The following is a 15,536-nucleotide window of genomic DNA, read 5'->3' as shown; positions in this document are numbered from 1 at the left end:
AAAACCCCCGCCATGTAGAAGCTAGGCGAGGGTTTCTGGACTGATTGTAATGATCAGCCTTGTGGCTCCGACGGGCGTCGATCCCGTGACCTCACGATTTTCAGTCGTGCGCTCTACCAACTGAGCTACAGAGCCGTGCGACCGGCGAACCCGTCGCATCTAGACGAAAGGCCCTCTCCGAGAAAAGGACCAATCGCACAGAGCGACCCTGACGGGACTTGAACCCGCGACCTCCGCCGTGACAGGGCGGCACGCTAACCAACTGCGCTACAGGGCCATACTTGTTTTCAATTGTATCGGATGGAGTGACCCCAACGGGATTCGAACCCGTGCTACCGCCGTGAAAGGGCGGCGTCCTAGGCCGCTAAACGATGGGGCCGAAGTCTGTCCCGGGGGACTTCCTTGCCGACGCTCAAGCATAAGGGATCGCTCAGGCAAATTGCGAATCGAGGGCGCGCCGCCCACGTCCCGGGCGTGTTCGGTAGGACGATGGAGGGCGTTGAGCTGCGCCCGCGCTCCGATCTGCCTCTGTTGCTGGTGTGACGGTTGTTGTTAGTGTGGCATCTGTGAAACCGGCGGAAGGGGCCGCGTGAACGACAAGCATCTCCCCCAGGATGCGGGCCTTTTGGCGTCCGACGACTGCGGCTGCGCGCCCACGTCGGCCGAGAGTCGCGCCTTCTGGTCGAAGGATTCCGTCAGCCGCCGCGGAGCGCTCGGCCTGGGTCTCGGCGCTCTCGGCGTCGTCGCGCTCAGCGCGTTCGGCATCGGCGCGACGACATCCGCCGCCTACGCTGCGACGTATCCCAGCTGGGACGACGTGCAGCGCGCCATGAGCAACCAGAACGCGAAGGCTGCCGAGGTCACCCGCATCGAGGGCCTGATCCAGTCGCTCACGCAGAAGGTGGCCGACACGCAGGCCGCAGCGGAGGCCGCCGGAAACGAGTACTATGCCGCGCAGCAGGCTTACTTCGACGCGATCGCCGCGGCGGAGGCGCTGCAGGCGCAGGCCGACGCGCAGGCCCTCGCCGCCGACGAGGCCACGCGCAAGGCGGCGCAGCTCGCCGGGCAGCTGTACCGCAACGGCGGAGACGACACCGCCCTGCAGTTGTTCTTCTCAGAGTCGGCCGACGACGCCGACGACCTGCTGTCCCGACTCGGGTCGATGGACAAGGTCTACCAGTACAACCAGACGATGTACGACAACGCCGTCGCCGCCCGCAACTCGGCCCAGTCGCTCAGCGACCAGGCCAAGGTGGCGCGCGATGAGCGCGATCGGCTGCAGCAGATCGCCGAGCAGAAGATGATCGCCGCCCAGGAAGCTGCTGCGGCCGCTCAGGCGGCTCTCGACGAGCAGACCGCCAACCTCGCCACGATGCAGGCGCAGCTCGCCGCTCTCAAGGACCAGACGGCCACCACGGTCGCGGGCTACCAGGAGGGCGTGCGCGTCGCGGAGGAGGAGCGCAAGCGCCGCGAGGCGGCCGAGGCCGCTGCTGCAGCGGCGGCGGCCGCAGCGAACGGCGGCGGAGGCGCCGGGGGATCGCAGGGGTCGGGTGGCTGGGTGCGCCCGCACGGCGGCCACCGCAGCGCCGGTTTCGGACCGCGGCCTCGCCCGTGCCCCGCGTGTTCGGCTTACCACTACGGCGTCGACCTCGCGAACGGTTGCGGCGCCGCGATCTACGCCGCGCAGTCGGGGACCGTGGACTACGCAGGCCCCAACGGCAACTACGGCAACTACATCCGCATCCAGCACGGCGGCGGGATCGCCACCGGCTACGCGCACATCCGCAACGGCGGCTTCGCGGTGCGGAGCGGTCAGTGGGTCAACTCGGGTCAGGTCATCGCGTACGCCGGCAACACCGGGGCCTCGGTCGGCTGCCATCTGCATTTCGAGGTCTACCGCAACGGCGGCTACGTCAACCCCATCGCCTTCCTGGCGGATCGAGGCATCTCGGTCTGAGTCGTCGACCCAGAAGAAGAAGACCCCCGGCCGCTGAGCGGACCGGGGGTCTTCACGTTGTGGGCGAGTGCGCAGCGTCAGTGACCCTGCTCGCCGAAACGGACGATCGCCTCGTCGAGGATGCGCTGCGCCTCGGCGGCGTTGCCCCACTCGTCGACCTTGACCCACTTGTTGGGCTCGAGGTCCTTGTAGTGCTCGAAGAAGTGCGCGATCTCCTTCTTCGTGTACTCGGCGATGTCGTCGATGTCCTGGATGTGCGCCCAGCGCGGGTCCTTGGACAGCACGGCGACGAGCTTGTCGTCTCCGCCGGCCTCGTCGCTCATCTTGAGCACGGCCACCGGCCGGACCTCGACGACGACGCCCGGGTAGATGGCGTGGTCGAGGAGCACGAGCACGTCGAGCGGGTCGCCGTCCTCGCCGAGCGTGTTGTCGAAGTAGCCGTAGTCGGCGGGGTAGCCGAAGGTCGTGTAGAGAACACGGTCGAGGTGCACTCGCCCGGTCTCGTGGTCGACTTCGTACTTCACGCGGCTGCCGCGCGGGATCTCGATGACGGCGTCGTGTGCGCCCATGCGTGTGCTCCTCGGTAAAGACGGGTGGATGCCGCGGACCAGCCTACCCGCGAGCGGCATCCCGCCGCCGGACACCGCGATCGATCAGCCGCGTGACGACTCCCGTGGCGAGCAGGAGCAACAGCCCCGCGTAGGTGTGGTCGGGCAGAAGCAGGGCGATCGCGAGCGCGATCGTGAACAGGATGATGGCCGACAGGTCGCCGACCACGCCCGCCCGAAGGGTCGATGCGGACGCGGTCGTGAGGTCGGGGTGTCGTTGCAGATAGAGCCAGGCGGCGAGCGTGGTCACCTGCGTGAGGATCAGGGTGCCGATGTACACCAGGGTCTGCAGCGCATCGGTGGACATCTGACCGATCATGGCGGTCGGGACGGGCAGCCACACGATCGTCAGCATCCACGCGATGTTGATCCACAGCAGTGGACCGGTCATCCACTCCACGTCGCGGTACTGGTTGTGGTGGCCGATCCAGAAGGTCGCGATCAGCACGAAGCTGAGCGCGAAACTCAGCAGCTGCCCCGAGTGCTCGGAGAAGAACTCGGCGGTCGTGAGCTTGCCTGATGCCGCCTCCGATACCGCCTCCATGAGCGGCAGGATCAGCAGCGTCATCGCGATCGCCACGACCGCGTCGACGAATGCCGTGAAACGCTCCGGTCGGAACCGCGGGGAGTCATCTGCCACGGCGCCAGACTAGAGCGCCCGCTCGCCGTCGCGCGAGAGGCGGGCGCCGTGATCTACCGTGGAACCGTGCCGTCGCTCCCACCCGCCATCGCCGAGATCCGCCTCGCCGTGCGCTCCGCGCTCGCCGATCTGCCCGAGGGGTCGACGGTCGTCGTCGCCCTGTCCGGCGGCGCCGACTCGCTCGCGCTTGCGGCGGCGACCGCCTTCGAAGCGCCGAAGCTCGGCCTGCGCGCAGGAACGCTCACCGTCGATCACGGGCTGCAGGAGGGGTCGGATGCCGTGGCCCGGCGCGCGGCGGAGGCCGCAGCAGCGCTCGGGCTCGGCGCCCTCGTCGTGCGGGTCGAGGTCGGGGCAGAAGGCGGGCCGGAAGCCGCGGCGCGTGACGCCCGCTATCGCGTGCTCGCGGAGGGGGCGGCGGATGCCGGTGCCGCTGCGGTGCTGCTGGGCCACACGCTGGACGACCAGGCGGAGACCGTGCTGCTCGGTCTCGCTCGCGGCTCGGGTGCAGCGAGCCTGCAGGGCATGGCGCCGGTCCGCACCGACGACGACGGACTCCGCTGGATCAGGCCGCTGCTGGGCGTGCGCCGCGAGACGACGCGCGCGTTCTGCGCGGCATCCGCTCTCGAGGTCTGGGAGGACCCGCACAACCGGGACGAGCGCTTCACCAGGGTGCGCGTGCGCGAGAGCGTGCTTCCCGTGCTCGAAGCCGAACTCGGACCCGGCGTCGCGGAGGCGCTCGCCCGCACCGCCGAGCAGCTGCGTGAAGACGCCGAGGCGTTCGACGAGATGATCCACGAGACGATCGAGGACATCGTCGAGCACGCCGAGGCGGGCATCTCGGTCAGCGCCGCCGCGCTCGCCGCGAACCCGGCCGCGCTGCGCAACCGCATCATCCGCCTCGTGGTCGACAGCGAGTTCGGTGCCAGCCTCACGCGGCTGCAGACGGTCGAGGTCGCGCGGCTCGCGACCGACTGGGCGGGTCAGGGGCCGATCGATCTGCCCGGATGCTCCGCGCGGCGCATCGGCGGCCGGATCGTGTTCACGGCGCGCTGACGCGTTTCGCCGGGGGTCACTTCTTGCCGAAGAGCCCGCCGAGGACACCGCCGAGCAGGTCGCCGATGCCGCCCGAGCCGCCGGAGCTCGAGCCGCCGCCGAGCAGTCCGCCGATCACGTCGCCGAGACCACCGCCGCCCGACTGCGTCTTGCCGCCGGCGCCGGTGTCCTTGCTCTTCGTCGCGTTCGCGATGAGCCCCATGACGATCGGCGCGAGGATCGGCAGCAGCTTCCCGAAGTCGATGCCGGCCGTCTCCTTCGACTCGTTGAGCTTCTTCGTGACCTTCTTCTCGTCGGCGCCGAGGATGTGCGAGACGATCTTGCCGCCGTCGTTCTGATCGATGTCGTCGACCCGTTTGGCGCCGGTCGAGCCCTCGTGACGCTTCAACGCGTTCTCGATCGCGGACGATCCCTCCGACGTCGAGGCGTTCCTGGCGAGCCCGCTGAGCAGCACCGCCCCGCCCTGCTCGACTGCGGCCTTGGCCTCGTCGTGCGAGACGCCCAGCTTCGCGGCGACGTCGTCGATCGGGACCTGCTTGAGGATGTCGTCGAGAGCCATCAGGGATTCCTTCCGTCAGGGGCGGTCGCCCGTGTCACGGCCCAGGGTAGTGCGCGCCGAGGACGAGCGGGGAGGGGGTGGACAGGGCCGTCGGCCTGAGCATCCGCCTTCGTCGCCTAAAATCGATCCATGCGCGCCGCGGAGATCCAGGACGACCTTGCACAGATCCTCGTCACCGAGGAGGAGATCGTCGCGAAGCTGGACGAGCTGGCCGCCCGGGTGGCCGAGGACTACGCCGGCAAGGACCTCATCCTGGTCGGAGTGCTCAAGGGCGCCGTGATGGTGATGGCGGACTTCGCCAGGGCCCTGCCGTTCCACGCGCCGATGGACTGGATGGCGGTGTCGAGCTACGGCGCGAGCACGAAGTCGAGCGGCGTCGTGCAGATCCGCAAAGACCTCGACACCGACCTCAACGGCAAGCACGTGCTCATCGTCGAGGACATCATCGACTCCGGCCTCACGCTGAGCTGGCTGCTCGAGAACTTCGGATCGCGCGGGGCGGCGTCGATCGAGGTGCTCGCTCTGCTGCGCAAGCCGGAGGCCGCCAAGGTCCACATCGACTGCAAGTACGTGGGCTTCGACATCCCCACCGACTTCGTCGTCGGGTACGGTCTCGACTACGACGAGCGCTACCGCAACCTGCGCGACGTCGCGGTGCTCGCGCCGCACGTGTACTCCTGAGAGGTCACCGCGTTTCATCTCGCTGCGCTCGCTCGACGACCGCGGTGGCGGAACCCGTACGCCGTGGGTGAACGCACAGCGGTCACCTAGGGCTCGCGCGATACGCTGATCCGACCATGGATGTCAAGAAGCTCACGCGGAACCCGCTGATCTACGTCGCCCTGATCGGTCTGCTGCTGTTCGGCGGATTCCTGCTGATCTCGAACCTCGGCGCCCCCAAGCAGATCACCACCCAGGAGGGTCTGAAGCTGCTCGCCGGCGACACCGTGACCGAGGTCGTGACGACCGACGGCGACCAGCGCGTCGACATGACGCTGTCGAAGGCGTTCGAGGGCTCCGAGAAGGTCCAGTTCTACTACGTCGAGGCGCGCGCCGACGAGGTCGTCACCGCGATCAACGCCGCCGACCCGAAGGACGGCTTCAACGACAGCGTGCCGCGTGCGACGTGGTTCGACGGCATCCTGTCCCTCCTCCTCCCGCTCGTGCTGCTCGGCCTCCTCTTCTGGTGGCTGCTCTCGTCGATGCAGGGCGGCGGCGGCAAGGTCATGCAGTTCGGCAAGTCGAAGGCGAAGCTCGTCAACAAGGAGACGCCGACCGTGACGTTCGCCGACGTGGCCGGCGCGGACGAGGCGATCGAGGAGCTGCACGAGATCAAGGAGTTCCTTCAGGACCCCGCGAAGTTCCAGGCGATCGGCGCCCGCATCCCGAAGGGTGTGCTGCTGTACGGCCCTCCCGGAACCGGCAAGACCCTGCTTGCACGCGCGGTCGCCGGTGAGGCGGGCGCTCCGTTCTACTCGATCTCCGGATCGGACTTCGTCGAGATGTTCGTCGGCGTCGGGGCCTCGCGCGTCCGCGACCTGTTCAACCAGGCCAAGGAGAACGCGCCGGCGATCATCTTCATCGACGAGATCGACGCCGTCGGTCGCCACCGCGGCGCCGGCATGGGCGGCGGAAACGACGAGCGCGAGCAGACCCTCAACCAGATGCTGGTCGAGATGGACGGTTTCGACCCGAACGCGAACGTCATCGTGATCGCGGCGACCAACCGTCCCGACATCCTCGACCCCGCGCTGCTGCGCCCGGGTCGCTTCGACCGTCAGATCGGCGTCGACGCCCCCGACCTCAAGGGCCGACAGAAGATCCTCGAGGTGCACAGCAAGGGCAAGCCGCTGTCGAAGAGCGTCGACCTCGAGGTCGTCGCCCGCAAGACCCCGGGCTTCACCGGCGCCGACCTCGCCAACGTGCTCAACGAGGCCGCGCTGCTCACGGCGCGCTCGAACGCTCAGCTGATCGACAACCGTGCGCTCGACGAGGCGATCGACCGCGTGATCGCCGGTCCGCAGCGTCGCACCCGCGTCATGAAGGACCGGGAGCGCCTCATCACGGCGTATCACGAGGGCGGGCACGCGCTCGCCGCGGCGGCCATGAACTACACCGATCCCGTCACCAAGATCACGATCCTGCCCCGCGGCAAGGCGCTCGGCTACACGATGGTGCTGCCGCTCGACGACAAGTACTCCGTGACCCGCAACGAGCTGCAGGACCAGCTGACCTACGCGATGGGCGGGCGCGTCGCCGAGGAGATCGTCTTCCACGACCCGACGACCGGCGCCTCGAACGACATCGAGAAGGCGACGTCGATCGCCCGCAAGATGGTGATCGAGTACGGCATGACCACCGAGGTCGGTCCCGTGAAGCTCGGCTCCGAGGGCGGCGACATGTTCGTGGCCCGCGACATGGGCCGCGGCCGCGAGTACTCCGAGAAGGTGGCCGAGCGCGTCGACACCGAGGTGCGCGCCCTCATCGAGCAGGCCCACGACGAGGCCTACCAGGTGATCAGCGACAACCGCGACATCCTCGATCGCCTCGCGCTCGCGCTGCTCGAGGAGGAGACCCTCGACCACAACCAGATCGCGGAGATCTTCACCGAGGTGCGCAAGCTGCCCGAGCGTCCGCTCTGGCTGTCGAGCGAGGACCGTCCCGTGTCCGACGTGCCGCCCATCGAGGTGCCGAAGAAGGTCGTGCCGGTCGCGGCGTCCGTCGAGGAGCCGTCCGTCGCGCCCCGCACGCAGCAGGGCCCGTCGACCGCGACCAACCCGCGCCCCGCGACGGCCTGACCGTGAGCGTCGACAGGACGCGGATCGAGCGGCTCACGCGTGAGCTCCTCGAGGCGATCGGGGAAGACCCCGACCGCCCGGGGCTCCGCCAGACGCCCGCGCGCATGGCCGACCTGTACTCGGAGTTCTTCGCCGGCGTCGGCGAGGATGCCGCGGCACCCCTCGCGCGCACCATCAGCGTCTCGCGCGGCCCGGCACCCGACACTCTTCCCTCGGGCGCCGTGCTGCTGCGCGACATCCGCTTCCGGTCGGTGTGCGAGCACCACCTGCTGCCGTTCGCCGGGCACGCCCATATCGCCTATCTCCCGGGCGGGCAGGTCGTCGGACTCGGAGCCCTCGTGCGGGTCGTCGAGATCCTCGCGACGCGACCCCAGGTGCAGGAACGGCTCGGCGAGCAGATCGCCGACGTCATCGCCGAGAACCTCGACGCCCGCGGCGTGCTCGTCGTGCTCGACGCCAGCCACGGCTGCGTCACGATGCGCGGCGGACGCCAGCCCGAGGCGTCGACCCTCACGATCGCCGCGCGCGGCGAGTACACCGACGCCGTCGCCCGCGCCGAGCTCATCGCCCTGATCGGCGCATCGACCGGAGCGTCGCGGGCATGACGGGCATCTGGGGCATCGTCAATGTGACGCCTGACTCCTTCAGCGATGGCGGACGCTACCTCGAGGTGGATCGGGCCGTCGAGCACGGTCTGCGGCTGCGCGCCCAAGGAGCCACGGTGCTCGACGTCGGAGGCGAGTCGACCAGGCCGGGTGCCGAGCGCGTGGGCGCCGAGGTCGAGCAGCAGCGGGTGATCCCCGTGATCGAGCGCCTCGTCGAGGCCGGGGTGCCCGTGAGCATCGACACGATCAACGCCGCCACGGCCGACGCCGCGGTGCGGGCAGGAGCGCGCATCGTCAACGACGTGTCGGGCGGCCTGGCCGATCCCGACATGCGCGGCGTCGTCGCGGCATCCGGAGCCGACTACGCGATCGGCCACTGGCGAGGCTTCTCCGACGACATGTACGCACGGGCCGAATACCACCGCGTCGCCCGCGAGGTCGCCGGCGAGCTGCAGGAGCGCATGGGCGAGGCCGCCGCCGCGGGCATCGCGCCGTCGCGGATCATCCTCGACCCCGGCATCGGCTTCGCGAAGGCGGGCGCGCAGAACTGGGAGGTGCTGCGCGGGCTCGACGAGATCGTCGCGCTGGGTCCCCGCGTGCTCGTCGGCACGTCGCGCAAGCGGTTCCTCGCCGACACCCTCCAGGTCGACGAGGAAGGCTCGGTCAGCGAGCGCCGGCGCGACCTCGCAACGGCTGTCACGAGCGCCCTCGCCATGCGCGCCGGCGCGTGGGCCGTGCGCGTGCACCACGTCGAAGCCACCCGCGACGCCCTCGCCGTCGCCCGCGCCTGGGAGGGCTAAGCCATGACCGAGCTCGACGAGATCGCCCTCACCGGACTCACGGTCTTCGGCCGACACGGCGTCTACGATTACGAGCGCCGCGACGGACAGGAGTTCACGATCGACGTGCGCCTCCGGATGCCGTTGGGCGACGCCGCGGCATCCGACGATGTCGCAGACACCGTGCACTACGGCGAGTTGGCGGAGAGGATCGCCGCCGTGGTCGCGGGCGAGCCGGTGAACCTCATCGAGACCCTGGCGGAGCGCATCGCCGAGGTCGCGCTCGACGACCAGCGCGTGCACACTGTGACGGTGACCGTGCACAAGCCGCATGCTCCCATTCCGCTGACGTTCGCCGACGTGTCCGTGACCGTGCACCGCGCACGTCGGCATCCCCTCGAGGAGGTCACGTCGTGAGCCGCAACCTGACCATCCCGCCGGATCTGCCCGGCCCCCGTGAGCCGCGTCCCGAGACGGTCGCCGTCGTCGCGTTCGGTGCCAACCTCGGCGATCGCGAGGAGACGATCCGCGCCGCCGCTGCGCGCATCGCCCGACTTCCCCTGGTGTCGGAGGTGCAGCTCTCACCGCTGCACGAGACCGTCGCTGTGCGGCTCGACGGGCCGGACCCCGAGGCCCCCGCGTACGTGAACGCGGTCGCCCTGGTGACCACCCGCCTCGCACCATCGGTGCTGCTCGGCATGCTCCACGCGATCGAGGACGAGCACGGGCGCGAGCGCCACGAGCGCTGGGGGGACCGCACCCTCGACCTCGACCTGATCGCCTACGGCGACGCGAGATCGGATGCCGAGGCGATGCGACTGCCGCATCCGCGCGCCGCCGAGCGGCTCTTCGTGCTCGACCCGTGGCTCGACCTCGACGCCGACGCAGTCCTGCCCGGTCACGGTCGCGTTGCCGATCTCGCCGCTGCACTCCGCGACCGGGGTGAGGGATGAAGCGCACGTCGATCGGCGTCCTCGTCGTGCTCGCGCTGCTCGCGACCGGCGCCGGATTCCTGCTCGACCATGTGCTCACCGTGATGGGGCGGGTCACCTTCACGCCGTCACTGCTGCTCCCGCTGCTTCTTCTGCTGATCGCCGCCGCCGCGCTGTCTCTCGCCTGGCCGGTGCGGGCGAGCGTGCGCAAGGGAATCCGCATCGATCCCTTCCGCGCGACGAGGGCCGTGACCCTCGCGCGGGCGTCGAGTCTGCTGGGCGCGATCATGGCGGGCTTCGGCGCCGGGCTGCTCGTGTTCCTCCTGTCGCGGCCGGTTGATCCCCCGGTAGGGTCGACTGTGGCGATGCTGGCGCTGATCGGGAGTGCGGTCGTGCTCGCTGTCGCCGCGCTCGTCGCCGAACAGTTCTGCACCCTGCCGAAGGATCCTGATGACTCAGAACCCAGAGACCGAGCCGGGGACCCCGGCCCCGCTGAACTCGGCGGAGGTCACTGACCTCGCGGCCCTCGACGCCGGCAACTACACGGCGTTGCGCACGGTGCGCAGCGAGGCGCGTCTCGAGCTCGACGGCGTCTGGCACCAGATCTCGCCGCGATACGTCGTGTCGCAGATCGTGCAGAACGTGATCTTCATCGCGATCGTCGCAATCGCGGCCGCGGTGCTCGCGCTCGTCCTGGACCAGACGTGGGCATGGATCCCCGCCGGCGTCATCGTGCTGATCACCCTGATCACCCTCGTCATCCTGCCCCGCCAGGCGAAGGCGATCGGCTACATGCTGCGGGACGACGACATCGTCTTCCGCAAGGGCATCCTGTGGCAGCGCATGATCGCGGTGCCCTACGGACGCATGCAGCTCGTCGACATCACGCAGGGCCCGCTCGACCGGGCGTTCGGTGTGGCTCAGCTGAAGATGGTGACGGCGGCGGCGACCACCGGAGTGCAGATCCCCGGACTCACGCAGGCCGCCGCGGAGGCGCTGCGCGACACGCTCATCGAGGTCGCCGAGACCCGCCGGACCGGCCTGTGAGCGAGCCGCAGCTCCCGCCGCCCGCCGCGCCCACCGCGTCGACGCCCCCTCGGGCGGGAGATTCGACGACCCTCGCCGACGGCGAGTGGCACCGGATGCATCCGCTCACCCCGCTCTTCAAGGGCGGGCTGGCGCTGATCGTCGTCGCCGGATTCGCGATCGCCAACCTGCGCGACCGTCTCATCGCCTGGTTCGTCGACCTGTTCACGCCGGAGGAAGCCCACTACGACCAGTACGGTGGCGGCGACCCCGTCGAGTGGGTGCTCGCCAACAACCTGATCCTCGTCGTGCTGCTCGGTGTGCTCGGACTCGCCGTCGTGCTGGTCGCGATCTTCTGGTTCGTCTGGCGCTTCCACCAGTTCCGCATCACGGGCGACCACGTGGAGGTGCGCAAGGGCATCGTCTTCCGCTCGCACCGCCGCGCACCGCTCGACCGTGTGCAGGGCGTGAACCTCACCCGCCCGTTCCCCGCGCGCATCATCGGGCTCGCGAAGCTCGAGGTGGTCGGAGCCGGCACCGACTCCAACGTCGAGCTCGAATACCTCGCCACGGCCCGAGCGGAGTCAGTGCGCGCCGACATCCTGCGTCTCGCGTCCGGTGCGCGCGCTGCTCGCCGGTCGGCGGTCGCCGGCGCGTCGAACCCGGTTGAGGATGCCGCGGGCTCGGCGCCCGCCTCGGCCCGCGCGCAGCTCGTCGGGTCGATGAACGAGGGCGTCAACGGTCTCATCGGCGGCGTGGATCTGGCCGATGTCGAGCCCGAGAGCGTCGTCAAGATCCCCACCGGACGGCTGGTCGGATCGCAGCTCATCTCGAGCGTGCTCTGGCTGGTGTTCTTCGGGGTGATCTTCCTCGCGGCCTTCGGCGGCATCCTGATCGGTTCGGTGCTCGACGGCGAGCCGCTCGGCGGCTTCATCGGGCTCGGGCTCGGTCTCGGCATCGGCATCCCGCTCGTGGTCGCCGTGGTCGGAATCACCTGGGCGCAGATCTCGAAGTCCCTGCGCTACTCGATCGCGCCGACGCCCGACGGGGTCCGCATCACCTATGGTCTGCTGACGACCGTCACCGAGACGCTTCCTCCCGGTCGGATCTTCGCGGTCGAGGTGTCGCAGTCGCTGCTGTGGCGGCCGTTCGGGTGGTGGACGGTCCGCATCAACCGCATGAGCGGCAAGAGCGCTGCGCAGCAGCAGTCCGGCAGCGCTCAGCAGTTCAACGTCGTCCTCCCGGTGGGCAAGCGCGCCGACGTCGAGCGGGTGCTCTCCCTGGTGCTGCCCGATGCGCCGGTCTCCGACATCCCGCTCGTCTGGGAGCACGGCATCCTCGGTCCGACGGAGGGCGATCCGTACCGCACCATGCCACGCCGCGCGTGGTGGCGCCGTCCGATCTCGTGGAAGCGCCAGGGCTACTTCCTCACCGACTTCGGTCTGCTGCTGCGCCGCGGTGTCATCTGGCGGAAGCTCGCGATCTTCCCCCTCGCCCGTCTGCAGGGCGTCTCGCTGTCGCAGGGTCCGATCGATCGCGCGCAGCGGGTCTCCGGCGCGCAGATCCATTCGGTGCAGGGCATCATCACCGGGTACGTCTCGGCGCTCGAGATGTCGGACGCGCTGTTCCTCATCGACGGCGTGAGCACGGCCGCGGCCGCTGCTGCCGCCGTGGACCACAGCCACCGCTGGGGTGCCTACGACGCCGCGGATGCCGCGGCCGTGGCGGATCTCGACGGAGCCGGTCGCACGCCGATCGCGCCGCCTCCGGTGGGGCAGCCGCCGGTGCCGCCGGTCGCGCCGCCTCCGGTGGGGCAGCCGCCGGTGCCGCCGATCGCGCCGCCTCCCGTGGGACAGCCTCCGGTGCCGCCGGTCGCGCCGCCTCCCGTGGGACAGCCTCCTGTGCCCCCGCCCGCACCGCCGGTCGCGCCGCCGCCGGTCCCGCCCGCGTCCCACGCGTCGAACGGTGAGTGATCCCACGAACCGCGACGGACGGCTCGGCGTCGGCGTCATCGGCGCGGGGCGCGTCGGTCCGGTGATCGGGGCGGCTCTCGCGGGCGCCGGCCACGCCGTCACCGGGATCACGAGTGGGTCGGACGACGACCGTGCGTCGGCGGTGCTCCCCGACGTGCCCGTGCTCGACGCCCTCGAGGTGGTGCGTCGCAGCGAGCTGGTCGTGGTGGCTGTCCCGCACGACCAGTTGCCGTCGCTCGTCGCCGGGATCGCTGAGGTCGGCGGGTGGCAGATCGGTCAGCTCGTCCTCCACACCGACCCCGGGTACGGGATCGAGGTGCTGCGCCCCGCCGCGGAGCGAGGAGCGATCCCGCTGGCCGTGCATCCGGCCATCACGTTCACGGGCACGTCCATCGACCTGCGTCAGCTGCAGGCCGGCTATGCGGCGGTGACCGCGCCGGCTGCGGTGCTGCCGATCGCACAGGCCCTCGCGGTCGAGATGGGATGTGAGCCCGTGGTGATCGCCGAGGCCGACCGGGCCGCGTACGCGGATGCGATCCAGACGGCGACCGAGTTCTCGCGCTCGATCATCGCGCAGTCGACCTCGCGCCTCAGTGCGATCGGGGTCGAGAACGCCGGAGGGTTCTTGTCGGCGCTCGTGCAGTCGACGGTCGAGCGTGCGTTGCGCGACGCCTCCGGTCCGTCGCCGCTGCTCTGAGAGTCGCGGCGCCGGTCAGCGACCGCCCGAGAACCCGCCCCCTCCGCCGCCGCCCGAGAACCCGCCGCCGAAGGATCCGCCGGCGCTCGACGAGGTGCTCGCGCTCGGTGCCGAATAGGTCGCCGCAGCGTGCGAGGTGACCGCGAACGCGGCGAACTGCGTGCGGAAGAACGGCGACGTCGGGTCGCCGATCCAGCCTGCCCCGCGCTGCGCCGAGGCGTACGCCTTCTCGAGCACAGCGCCCCACTCGTCCTCCATGCCGAACAACATCGCGTACGGGAGCAGCCGCTCGTAGACGGCGATCACGTCGGCACCGCTCTCCTGGCGCCGCTCCGCGCCCGAGTATGACTGCAGCATCTGCAGGCGGTCGGCTTCGGCGACGCGGATGAACTCCCGAACTCCCTGGAGGTATTCGTACTCGCGCGCGCCTTCCGGTGTGAGCACGGTGTGCTTCGAGAAGGCGTAGAAGCTCGAGATCAGCACGAGCACGACACCGAACGCGACGGCGACGAACGCCGGGATCGCGGTGACCCTGCCGGCAATGATCCCGAACAGTCCGATTCCGAATCCGACGAGCACCACGGCGATGGCGATCCACTGCAGGATCATCGCCCCACGACTCCGCGCCTTCGTCGTCAGTCCGCGCTCGGCGGCCTCCGCCGTGCCGCGCTGCGTGAGGGCGGTCATGCGTGCGGCGAAGGTCTCGCTCGACGAGGGGAGGTCGGCCACACCGTCGGAGTCGGCCTCGGCGAACAGGGCGTCGAGTGCCTCGACGTCGAGCTGGTCGGGGATGCGCGAGCCGGGCAGCCGGCGCAGACGGGGCTCCTCGGCATCCGATCCTTCCTCGATGCGCAGCGTGCCGCGGACGGCCAGATGCACGATCTCGGCGGGAATCGGATCCTTCGCGCCGGGGATGATCGCCGCGGCAAGTACGGGCGGAAGGGAGTCGGGAACGTCGTACTGGGCGACGACGATCCCCGTCGCGCGCCGTCGTGCGCGACGGAACGACCCCACGGCGAACCAGCTGGCGACCGAGACCGCCAACGCGCCGACTCCGGCGATCGCGGGTCCGACGTCCGTCACGGGATCGGGCTGCCGTGCCGTCGGCTGGGTCACGGTGCCCGACTCGAACCCGATCGCGACGGTCACCCCTTCGCCCGGCGCGAGCGCATCCTGCTCCACCCGGAACGACGACCCGTCGGTGCCGGGGAAGATCGGGCACTCGTCGGTGGAACCCGAGTACCCGATGTAACAGCGGGCGTTGCCGGTGAGGTCGTCGGTCAGTGTGCGGTCGAAGACGATCTCGGCCTGGAACGACTCGATCGGCTGCGTGCCGTCGAGCGGCAGGAGGTCCCAGTAGAACTCGTCGGCGCCGTTGTCTGCGGCGAGCATGACGTCCCGCATCTCGTACTCGATGACGTAGGTCGTGAGGCCGCGCACGTAATCGTCGTCGCCCGTGAGGATGTACAGCACGCCGTCGTCCTCGTCCGTCTCGTACGGGACGGCCGCGCCCTGTTCGTCGGTGACGGAGAGGACCCGCGGATCGACCCAGGCGTTCTCGTAGGTCGTCGGCAGGCCCCGCACGATGCCGCGGTTCTGGTCGGCGTCGGGGAAGCGCGCGGTCAACGTCTCGGTGACGTGCATGTGCGATCGCCCCTCGGCGTCCAGGCCGACCTCGTAGCGGGCGTCCCACGACGCGTACGAGAAGTCGTCGACGTCGGCCCCGATCGCCGCGAGGGCCGCTTGGGACGAGTGCGGTGCAGTGTCCGCCGATGCAGCGGATGCCGGCGCGAGAGCGACCGCGCCGCCCAACGCGATCGCGGCGAGAGCGGGGGCGTAGCGGATGGCTGCCATGCCTCGAGGCTACCCACGCTCGGTTCCCGATCCCGAGATCGGGCGGCTCCGGAGC

At 70.0% G+C, this 15,536-nt stretch carries 16 protein-coding genes and 3 tRNA genes; 12 read left to right on the top strand and 7 right to left on the bottom strand.

What is annotated here, in order from left to right; all coding sequences use genetic code 11:
* Positions 1-62 precede the first annotated feature (62 nt).
* The 3 genes from RAC81_RS05985 to RAC81_RS05975 form a co-directional block, all read right to left on the bottom strand.
* Positions 63-135, bottom strand: a tRNA-Phe gene (locus tag RAC81_RS05985).
* 68 nt (positions 136-203) lie between these two features.
* A tRNA-Asp gene (locus RAC81_RS05980) sits at positions 204-277 on the bottom strand.
* Positions 278-306: 29 nt separating this feature from the next.
* Positions 307-379 (bottom strand) — tRNA-Glu (locus tag RAC81_RS05975).
* A gap of 210 nt (positions 380-589) precedes the next feature.
* On the opposite strand from RAC81_RS05975, the gene RAC81_RS05970 reads away from it, so the two are divergent.
* Positions 590-1,957, top strand: coding sequence for a M23 family metallopeptidase (locus RAC81_RS05970; RefSeq protein ID WP_375081469.1), 1,368 nt, complete (start codon positions 590-592; stop codon positions 1,955-1,957).
* A gap of 77 nt (positions 1,958-2,034) precedes the next feature.
* Here the strand turns inward: RAC81_RS05970 and RAC81_RS05965 are convergent, their stop codons facing one another.
* Together RAC81_RS05965 and RAC81_RS05960 are read right to left on the bottom strand one after the other, a co-directional pair.
* Entirely contained in the window at positions 2,035-2,526 is a 492-nt protein-coding gene (locus RAC81_RS05965; protein WP_017204665.1) for an inorganic diphosphatase, read from the bottom strand.
* A gap of 43 nt (positions 2,527-2,569) precedes the next feature.
* On the bottom strand, positions 2,570-3,205 hold the full coding sequence (locus RAC81_RS05960; protein WP_375081468.1) for a TMEM175 family protein: 636 nt from the start codon (positions 3,203-3,205) through the stop codon (positions 2,570-2,572).
* Between the two features lie 66 nt (positions 3,206-3,271).
* Between RAC81_RS05960 and tilS the strand changes: the two genes are divergently transcribed.
* Positions 3,272-4,258 carry a tRNA lysidine(34) synthetase TilS gene (tilS, locus tag RAC81_RS05955; RefSeq protein ID WP_375081519.1) on the top strand — a complete coding sequence of 329 codons (987 nt, stop codon included), beginning with the start codon at positions 3,272-3,274 and terminating at the stop codon, positions 4,256-4,258.
* 16 nt (positions 4,259-4,274) lie between these two features.
* Here the strand turns inward: tilS and RAC81_RS05950 are convergent, their stop codons facing one another.
* Positions 4,275-4,817, bottom strand: coding sequence for a DUF937 domain-containing protein (locus RAC81_RS05950; RefSeq protein WP_375081467.1), 543 nt, complete (start codon positions 4,815-4,817; stop codon positions 4,275-4,277).
* 129 nt (positions 4,818-4,946) lie between these two features.
* Between RAC81_RS05950 and hpt the strand changes: the two genes are divergently transcribed.
* The 10 genes from hpt to RAC81_RS05900 all read left to right on the top strand — a co-directional run bounded on the left by hpt (position 4,947) and on the right by RAC81_RS05900 (position 13,627).
* Entirely contained in the window at positions 4,947-5,498 is a 552-nt protein-coding gene (gene hpt, locus RAC81_RS05945) for a hypoxanthine phosphoribosyltransferase (RefSeq protein WP_375081466.1), read from the top strand.
* 116 nt (positions 5,499-5,614) lie between these two features.
* Positions 5,615-7,615, top strand: coding sequence for an ATP-dependent zinc metalloprotease FtsH (gene ftsH, locus RAC81_RS05940; protein WP_375081465.1), 2,001 nt, complete (start codon positions 5,615-5,617; stop codon positions 7,613-7,615).
* Positions 7,616-7,617: 2 nt separating this feature from the next.
* Complete coding sequence (gene folE / locus RAC81_RS05935; protein ID WP_375081464.1) at positions 7,618-8,220, top strand: GTP cyclohydrolase I; 603 nt, start codon at positions 7,618-7,620, stop codon at positions 8,218-8,220.
* Positions 8,217-9,020 carry a dihydropteroate synthase gene (folP, locus tag RAC81_RS05930; protein WP_375081463.1) on the top strand — a complete coding sequence of 268 codons (804 nt, stop codon included), beginning with the start codon at positions 8,217-8,219 and terminating at the stop codon, positions 9,018-9,020. The genes folE and folP overlap by 4 nt, the downstream gene beginning before the upstream one ends.
* A gap of 3 nt (positions 9,021-9,023) precedes the next feature.
* A complete protein-coding gene (folB, locus tag RAC81_RS05925; RefSeq protein ID WP_375081462.1) occupies positions 9,024-9,416 on the top strand; it encodes a dihydroneopterin aldolase in 393 nt (130 codons plus the stop codon).
* Positions 9,413-9,952, top strand: coding sequence for a 2-amino-4-hydroxy-6-hydroxymethyldihydropteridine diphosphokinase (folK, locus tag RAC81_RS05920; protein ID WP_375081461.1), 540 nt, complete (start codon positions 9,413-9,415; stop codon positions 9,950-9,952). The genes folB and folK overlap by 4 nt, the downstream gene beginning before the upstream one ends.
* The gene (locus RAC81_RS05915) at positions 9,949-10,446 is read left to right on the top strand and encodes a DUF3180 family protein (RefSeq protein ID WP_375081460.1); all 498 of its coding nucleotides are present in this window, start codon (positions 9,949-9,951) and stop codon (positions 10,444-10,446) included. The genes folK and RAC81_RS05915 overlap by 4 nt, the downstream gene beginning before the upstream one ends.
* Entirely contained in the window at positions 10,382-10,978 is a 597-nt protein-coding gene (locus tag RAC81_RS05910) for a PH domain-containing protein (protein ID WP_375081459.1), read from the top strand. The genes RAC81_RS05915 and RAC81_RS05910 overlap by 65 nt, the downstream gene beginning before the upstream one ends.
* Positions 10,975-12,930 carry a PH domain-containing protein gene (locus RAC81_RS05905; RefSeq protein WP_375081458.1) on the top strand — a complete coding sequence of 652 codons (1,956 nt, stop codon included), beginning with the start codon at positions 10,975-10,977 and terminating at the stop codon, positions 12,928-12,930. The genes RAC81_RS05910 and RAC81_RS05905 overlap by 4 nt, the downstream gene beginning before the upstream one ends.
* Positions 12,923-13,627, top strand: coding sequence for a DUF2520 domain-containing protein (locus RAC81_RS05900; protein ID WP_375081457.1), 705 nt, complete (start codon positions 12,923-12,925; stop codon positions 13,625-13,627). The genes RAC81_RS05905 and RAC81_RS05900 overlap by 8 nt, the downstream gene beginning before the upstream one ends.
* 15 nt (positions 13,628-13,642) lie before the next feature.
* Here RAC81_RS05900 and RAC81_RS05895 read toward each other — a convergent pair whose 3' ends face one another.
* Positions 13,643-15,481 (bottom strand): DUF2207 domain-containing protein, encoded by a 1,839-nt coding sequence (locus RAC81_RS05895; RefSeq protein ID WP_375081456.1) that lies wholly within the window; start codon positions 15,479-15,481, stop codon positions 13,643-13,645.
* Positions 15,482-15,536 lie beyond the last annotated feature (55 nt).

Source organism: Microbacterium sp. CR_7 (assembly GCF_041954755.1).
Classification (GTDB): domain Bacteria; phylum Actinomycetota; class Actinomycetes; order Actinomycetales; family Microbacteriaceae; genus Microbacterium.
This window is presented reverse-complemented; position numbering and strand designations above follow the sequence as displayed.

Bases quoted from the DNA above. Each gene is read 5' to 3' on its own strand.
- folP (WP_375081463.1), top strand. From the start codon at position 8,217: ATGACGGGCATCTGGGGCATCGTCAATGTGACGCCTGACTCCTTCAGC.
- RAC81_RS05965 (WP_017204665.1), bottom strand. From the start codon at position 2,526: ATGGGCGCACACGACGCCGTCATCGAGATCCCGCGCGGCAGCCGCGTG.
- ftsH (WP_375081465.1), top strand. From the start codon at position 5,615: ATGGATGTCAAGAAGCTCACGCGGAACCCGCTGATCTACGTCGCCCTG.
- hpt (WP_375081466.1), top strand. From the start codon at position 4,947: ATGCGCGCCGCGGAGATCCAGGACGACCTTGCACAGATCCTCGTCACC.
- RAC81_RS05950 (WP_375081467.1), bottom strand. From the start codon at position 4,817: ATGGCTCTCGACGACATCCTCAAGCAGGTCCCGATCGACGACGTCGCC.
- RAC81_RS05910 (WP_375081459.1), top strand. From the start codon at position 10,382: ATGACTCAGAACCCAGAGACCGAGCCGGGGACCCCGGCCCCGCTGAAC.
- folB (WP_375081462.1), top strand. From the start codon at position 9,024: ATGACCGAGCTCGACGAGATCGCCCTCACCGGACTCACGGTCTTCGGC.
- RAC81_RS05915 (WP_375081460.1), top strand. From the start codon at position 9,949: ATGAAGCGCACGTCGATCGGCGTCCTCGTCGTGCTCGCGCTGCTCGCG.
- RAC81_RS05895 (WP_375081456.1), bottom strand. From the start codon at position 15,481: ATGGCAGCCATCCGCTACGCCCCCGCTCTCGCCGCGATCGCGTTGGGC.